This is a genomic window from Virgibacillus sp. M23 (assembly GCF_034190895.1).
Taxonomy (GTDB): domain Bacteria; phylum Bacillota; class Bacilli; order Bacillales; family Amphibacillaceae; genus Virgibacillus; species Virgibacillus salarius.
In genome coordinates, this window is record NZ_JAWDHA010000462.1 from 1 (window position 1) to 205 (window position 205).

Sequence of the window (205 nt, forward strand, 5' to 3'; positions counted from 1 at the left end):
GCGATTCCGGCTTCATGCAGGCGAGTTGCAGCCTGCAATCCGAACTGAGAATGGTTTTATGGGATTTGCTTGACCTCGCGGCTTCGCTGCCCTTTGTTCCATCCATTGTAGCACGTGTGTAGCCCAGGTCATAAGGGGCATGATGATTTGACGTCATCCCCACCTTCCTCCGGTTTGTCACCGGCAGTCACCTTAGAGTGCCCAA

1 rRNA gene is annotated in these 205 nt (G+C 54.1%); it reads right to left on the reverse strand.

Features of this window, described 5'->3' with window-relative positions:
- Positions 1-205, reverse strand: a 16S ribosomal RNA gene (locus RVS70_RS23510); the annotation flags it as partial.